This window comes from Cellulomonas algicola (assembly GCF_003851725.1).
In the GTDB taxonomy this organism is placed as follows: Bacteria; Actinomycetota; Actinomycetes; order Actinomycetales; family Cellulomonadaceae; genus Cellulomonas; species Cellulomonas algicola.
Genome location: NZ_BHYL01000271.1, coordinates 1 through 6,205 on the forward strand (window position 1 = coordinate 1; position 6,205 = coordinate 6,205).

General features: G+C 74.0%; 6 protein-coding genes. 3 read left to right on the forward strand and 3 right to left on the reverse strand.

Annotation, left to right across the window (positions count from 1 at the left end):
- The 3 genes from CTKZ_RS16115 to CTKZ_RS16125 form a co-directional block, all read left to right on the forward strand.
- On the forward strand, positions 1–1,059 hold a 1,059-nt coding region (locus CTKZ_RS16115; RefSeq protein WP_148090508.1), incomplete at its 5' end, for a class I SAM-dependent RNA methyltransferase.
- 87 nt (positions 1,060–1,146) lie between these two features.
- On the forward strand, positions 1,147–1,323 hold the full coding sequence (locus tag CTKZ_RS16120; RefSeq protein ID WP_124343900.1) for a translation initiation factor 2: 177 nt from the start codon (positions 1,147–1,149) through the stop codon (positions 1,321–1,323).
- Positions 1,324–1,573: 250 nt separating this feature from the next.
- Positions 1,574–4,381 carry an aconitate hydratase gene (locus CTKZ_RS16125; RefSeq protein WP_124343901.1) on the forward strand — a complete coding sequence of 936 codons (2,808 nt, stop codon included), beginning with the start codon at positions 1,574–1,576 and terminating at the stop codon, positions 4,379–4,381.
- A 100-nt stretch (positions 4,382–4,481) separates the two neighbouring features.
- On the opposite strand, the gene CTKZ_RS16130 is transcribed toward CTKZ_RS16125, so the two are convergent.
- The 3 genes from CTKZ_RS16130 to CTKZ_RS16140 all read right to left on the reverse strand — a co-directional run.
- Positions 4,482–4,850, reverse strand: coding sequence for a DUF2071 domain-containing protein (locus tag CTKZ_RS16130; protein WP_235843517.1), 369 nt, complete (start codon positions 4,848–4,850; stop codon positions 4,482–4,484).
- A gap of 83 nt (positions 4,851–4,933) precedes the next feature.
- On the reverse strand, positions 4,934–5,362 hold the full coding sequence (locus tag CTKZ_RS16135; RefSeq protein ID WP_124343903.1) for a DUF1801 domain-containing protein: 429 nt from the start codon (positions 5,360–5,362) through the stop codon (positions 4,934–4,936).
- A gap of 32 nt (positions 5,363–5,394) precedes the next feature.
- Positions 5,395–6,205 (reverse strand): arginase family protein (locus tag CTKZ_RS16140; protein WP_124343904.1); only part of this gene is annotated, 811 nt, incomplete at its 5' end.

Genomic DNA, 6,205 nt, shown 5'->3' on the forward strand with positions numbered 1-6,205 from the left:
CCCGCCCCCCCCGACCGGGTCGCGTCCGCGTGGCCGCAGGCCGGTGCGGGCGGCGTGGGCGGTGGCGAGCTGGCGCACGTCGCGCTGCCCGCGCAGCGTGCGTGGAAGCAGGCGGTGCTCGAGGAGCAGCTGCGACGGCTCGCACGCGACGAGCGGTCCGTCCCGGTGCACGCGGCACCCGGGGACGACGAGCGCGGCGGGCTGCACTGGCGCACGCGCATCGACCTCGTCGCCGACGCCGAGGGCCGCGCCGGCATGCGCGGGCACCGGTCGCACGAGGTGCACGCGCTGACCGCGATGCCGCTCGCGACCGAGCGGATCGAGGCGCTCGGGCTGTTCGACCGGCGGTGGACGGCCGGTGCACGGATCGAGGCGGTCGCTCCGGCCGGCGGCGACACGCCCGTGGTCCTGCTCGACGGGGCGCCGTTCGACCTGTCCCGCGGTCGCGTCGACCCGCGCCCGAACGCCCGTGCGGCGGTGCGCGAGGAGGTGCGTCGCGGCGACGTCGGGTACGCGTACCGCGTCGCGGCCGCCGGCTTCTGGCAGGTGCACCGTCAGGCTCCGGGCGTCCTGGTCGACGCCGTGCTGACCGGCCTGGGCGACGTGACCGGGGCGACCGTGCTGGACCTGTACGCGGGCGCGGGCCTGTTCACGCTCCCGCTCGCGGACGCGGTCGCGGACGGTGAGGTGGTGTCCGTCGAGGGCGACGCGCGCGCGGTGCGCGACGCGCGACGCAACGTGCACGACCGCCCGAACGTCGAGCTGCACGCGGGCGACGTCGCGCGTGTCCTCGTGGGCACGCAGGACGCCGACTCGGACGTGGTGCACGCCGACGCGGTCGTGCTCGACCCGCCGCGCACGGGCGCGGGTCGACGGGTCGTCGACGCGATCACCGCGCTGCGTCCCGAGCGCGTCGTCTACGTGGCGTGCGACCCGGCCGCGCTCGCGCGCGACGTCGCGCTGTTCGGGGGCGCGGGGTACGGGCTCGTCGACCTCCAGGGCTACGACCTGTTCCCGATGACGCACCACGTCGAGGCCGTCGCCGTCCTGTCCCGCTGACGCCGCTCGTCACCGCGACGGCCGCGCTGACCAGCGCTAGCGTGGGCGGGAGCCGGACCGCGGCGGCCCGGCGGAGGGAGGCACCCCGTGACCGAGAAGGACGCGGCGCACCGCCTGGCGGAAGCGAGCCGGCTGGCGACGCAGGAGCTCCACAAGCAGGGCACGCCCGACTACGACCCGCGCGCGCACGAGCGGGCCGTGGAGGCGGAGCGCAAGGCGCTCGACGCCCTCGAGGCCGAGAAGAAGGCGTCCGGGACGACCTGACCGGCCGCGCGCGGCCCGTCGGCCCCCGTCGTGGTCCGGCTCGTCGCCGGGCGGGCGACGGGGGCCGCGCCGTGCCGGTCCTCCGCGACGCGCCCGGAGCGTGGACGGAGGTGCGCCGAGCCGTTCCGAGCATGTATCTTGACGTCGAGATAATTCGCGACCCGAGCCGCCGTAGGCTGGGAGGTCGCACCGTCCTGCCGCCTGGGTGACCCCCATCCCCGGGCAGACTCGCCCAGCGAAGGAGCACCACGTGAGCAGCGTCGACAGCTTCGGATCGAAGGCAACCCTCGAGGTCGGTGACGCCTCGTACGAGGTCTACCGCCTCGCGGCGGTCCCCGGTCTGGAGCGCCTGCCGTTCAGCCTCAAGATCCTCGCGGAGAACCTGCTCCGCACCGAGGACGGCGCGAACATCACCGCCGACCACGTGCGCGCGCTCGCCGGGTGGGACCCGAACGCCCAGCCCGACACCGAGATCCAGTTCACGCCCGCCCGCGTGATCATGCAGGACTTCACCGGCGTGCCCTGTGTCGTCGACCTCGCCACGATGCGCGAGGCCGTCGCGGAGCTCGGCGGCGACCCGTCCCGCATCAACCCGCTCGCGCCCGCCGAGATGGTCATCGACCACTCCGTGCAGATCGACGTCGCGGGACGCCCCGACGCGTTCGAGCGGAACGTCGAGCTCGAGTACCAGCGCAACCGTGAGCGCTACCAGTTCCTGCGCTGGGGCCAGACGGCGTTCGACGACTTCAAGGTCGTCCCGCCGGGCACCGGCATCGTGCACCAGGTCAACATCGAGTACCTCGCGCGCGGCGTCATGGTCCGTGACGGTCGTGCCTACCCCGACACGTGCGTCGGCACCGACTCGCACACGACGATGGTCAACGGCCTCGGCGTCCTGGGCTGGGGCGTCGGCGGCATCGAGGCCGAGGCGGCCATGCTCGGCCAGCCGGTGTCGATGCTCATCCCGCGCGTCGTCGGGTTCAAGCTCACGGGCCAGATCCCGTCGGGCGTGACCGCGACCGACGTCGTGCTCACCATCACGCAGCAGCTGCGCCAGCACGGTGTCGTCGGCAAGTTCGTCGAGTTCTACGGCGACGGCGTCGCCGCGGTGCCGCTCGCGAACCGCGCCACGATCGGCAACATGAGCCCCGAGTTCGGCTCGACGGTGGCGATCTTCCCGATCGACGGCGTGACCATCGAGTACCTGCGCCTCACCGGCCGCTCGCAGGAGCAGCTGGCGCTCGTCGAGGCGTACGCCAAGGAGCAGGGCCTCTGGCACGACCCGTCGGCCGAGGGCTACACGGAGCCGGTCTTCTCCGAGTACCTCGAGCTCGACCTGTCGACGGTCGTCCCGTCGATCGCCGGCCCGAAGCGCCCGCAGGACCGCATCGAGCTGTCCGAGGCCAAGGAGTCGTTCGCGGCGTCGATCCTCGACTACGTCGACCCGCACGAGGCCGCCGCGTTCACCGGTCTCGACGAGTCCGTCGAGGAGACCTTCCCGGCGTCCGACCCGATCGCGGCCAGCGCGCACACCGACTCGTCCGACGCACCCGCGGGCGCGCTGCACGGCGACTCGGCCCACCGCCCGCACAAGCGCGTCCCCGTGACGCTCGCGGACGGCACCCGGACCGAGCTGGACCACGGGCACGTCGTCATCGCGTCGATCACGTCGTGCACCAACACGTCGAACCCGTCGGTCATGCTGGCGGCGGCGCTGCTCGCGCGGAACGCGGTCGAGAAGGGCCTGACGGCCAAGCCGTGGGTCAAGACGTCGATGGCGCCCGGCTCGCAGGTCGTCACGAACTACTACGAGAAGGCCGGCCTGTGGCCGTCGCTCGAGAAGCTCGGCTTCCACCTGGTCGGCTACGGCTGCGCCACGTGCATCGGCAACTCGGGCCCGCTGCCCGACGAGGTGTCGGCGACCGTCAACGAGCACGACCTGTCGGTCGTCTCGGTGCTGTCGGGCAACCGCAACTTCGAGGGGCGCATCAACCCCGACGTGAAGATGAACTACCTCGCGTCGCCGCCGCTGGTCATCGCGTACGCGCTGGCCGGGACGATGGACTTCGACTTCGAGAACGAGCCGCTCGGCACGACCGAGTCCGGCGAGCCGGTGTTCCTCCGCGACATCTGGCCGTCGCCGCAGGACGTGCAGGCGACGATCGACGCGTCGATCGACCGTCAGATGTTCACCGAGGACTACGCCGACGTGTTCACCGGCGACGAGCGGTGGCGCTCGCTGCCGACGCCCGAGGGCAACACGTTCGAGTGGGACGCCGAGTCGACCTACGTCCGCAAGCCCCCGTACTTCGAGGGCATGGGCGCGACGCCGGAGCCCGTCACCGACATCACCGGCGCGCGCGTGCTCGCGAAGCTCGGCGACTCGGTCACCACCGACCACATCAGCCCCGCGGGCTCGATCAAGGCGGACAGCCCCGCGGGCGTCTACCTGGCCGAGCACGGCGTCGAGCGTCGCGACTTCAACTCCTACGGCTCGCGCCGCGGGAACCACGAGGTCATGATCCGCGGCACGTTCGCGAACATCCGCCTGCGCAACCAGCTCGTCCCCGGCACCGAGGGCGGGTTCACCAAGAACCTGCTCACGGGCGAGGACACGACGATCTACGACGCGTCGGTCGCCTACCAGGAGGCGGGCGTGCCGCTCGTCGTCCTCGGCGGCAAGGAGTACGGCTCGGGCTCGTCGCGCGACTGGGCGGCCAAGGGCACGCGTCTGCTGGGCGTCCGCGCGGTCATCACCGAGTCGTTCGAGCGCATCCACCGCTCCAACCTGATCGGGATGGGCGTGCTGCCGCTGCAGTTCCCCGAGGGCGAGAACGCCGACTCCCTCGGCCTGGACGGCACCGAGACGTTCGACATCGCGGGCGTCACCGAGCTCAACGAGGGCCGCACGCCCCGCACGGTGCACGTGACCGCCACGAAGGCCGACGGCGGCGTCGTCGAGTTCGACGCGGTCGTCCGCATCGACACCCCCGGCGAGGCGGACTACTACCGCAACGGCGGCATCCTGCAGTACGTGCTGCGGTCGCTGGTCAGCTGACCTCCGCCGGCGCCTCGCGCGCCGCCGGCCGACGGGCCGTCTCCCTCCCGGGGAGGCGGCCCGTCGTCGTCGCGGGTGGCACGACGCTGCGGCGGTGTCCTCACGGCAGCGAGGGGCGGGGGGCGCCGATGCGCACGTCCACGCCCGGCGACCAGCGGGCGTGCGGGGGTCCGGACGGCGCGGGCAGGCCGCGCGCGCGCAGGAGGTTCGTGCGCAGACCCACGACGGTCGCCTGCCGCAGCGGCCACGGCTCGTGCTCGACCGGGACCCGGGTCAGGCGGACGGGCCCGCGCCGGGCGTCGGCGTTCCAGCGGCCGGTCACGGCGACCGTCCAGTCGCCGGGCGTGCGGAGGTCGTCGCCGAGCGCCAGGCGCGCGTTCAGGAGCTCTCCACGTGACGACGTGGCCGTGCACGTCACGCGGTCCCCGCCGCCGCCGGGCCCGCGGGCGAAGTCCGTGGTCGCGTGCACGGAGGGGAGGCCCAGCTGTCAACCCGGTGACCGGCGACGCGCGCGCTCACGGCCGCCTGCCGTGGTGGTCGCGCACGCCGCCCCTACGCCTGCCCGAACCCCGGTGCGGACGTCACCACCCACGAGCGGCGCAGCAGCTCGTCGAGCACCGTCAGGTCGACCTTGTCGAGGTCCTTGAGGTAGAGGCAGCTGACGCTCGTCGTGTGCGGCCCGAGCTCCGCCAGCAGGTCGGCGTGCGCGTCGAAGCCGTCCGGGAGGTAGACGGTCGTCGACGTGCGGCGCGGCGAGAAGCCGGCGGCTGCCGCGTCGCCCTCGCGGCCCGACGCGTACCGGTAGTGGTACCGGCCGTACCCGACGATCGACGGTCCCCACAGGCGCGGCTCCTCGCCGGTCACGCGGCCGTAGAGGTCGAGCAGCCGGTGCGCGTCGCGGCGCCGGACGGGGTGCTCGACGGACTCGACGAACGCCAGGACGTCCGCGTCGGTGGGGAGGGTCTTCGGCTGGTCGGCCATGGGAGCCAGTATCTCCGCGCGACGCGGCGGGGTCACGGGCCGACGGCGACCGCGCCGGCGAGCAGCGCGACGAGCGTGCGCAGATGCGTCCGCGCGTCGTCGTCGCGATCAGGGTTGGCCTCGACGACGACGAGGCCGGCGAAGCCGTCGGTCCGCACCAGCGCCCGCAGCAGGCGCGCGAGGACCGGTTCCGTGAGTCCGCGGCCGTAGGTCGGGACGTCGGCCAGCGGCAGCGCGAAGAAGTCGAGCACGTCGACGTCGAGGTGCACGAGGAAGCCGTCCGAACCGGCGACGCCGGCCGCGACCGCCGCCGCGTCCTCGGTGCCGTCGACGACGACGGACGCCGGGACGCGGGTCGCGGGCACCTGTCCGTGCACGTCCTCCTCCTCGTCCGCGTACCCGACGAACGCGAGCCGATCGGCGGTCACGAGGGGCCGGCGCGGGCCGAGCCCGGCGAGTGCGTCGTGCGTGCCGGGCAGGTCCAGGGCGTGCGCCATGCCCATGGAGTCGGCGATCGGCTCGTCGGTGTGGTCGGTCGGCAGGTGCAGGTCCTGACCGCCGTCGACGTACACGACCCCGAGGTCCCGGCCTGCGTCGGCGGCCGCCGCGAGGACCGCGAGCGTCACGGTGCACTCGCCACCCAGGACGACGGGCACGTGCCCCGCGGCCAGCACGCCGAGCACCGCGGCGCGCGCCTCCTGCAGCACCGCCGCGACGCGCTCGACGTCGTGCGGGACCGTCCGCACGGGCGCGTCGTGCCGCCACCGCGCGACCGTCGTGTCGCCGTGGTCCACGACGTCGCGCCCGGCGGCCGTCAGCGCCGCGACGAGCCCGGCGGCACGC

Excerpts from the sequence above, each read along its gene's own strand:
- CTKZ_RS16135 (WP_124343903.1), bottom strand. The coding sequence starts at position 5,362 with ATGGCCGACCAGCCGAAGACCCTCCCCACCGACGCGGACGTCCTGGCG.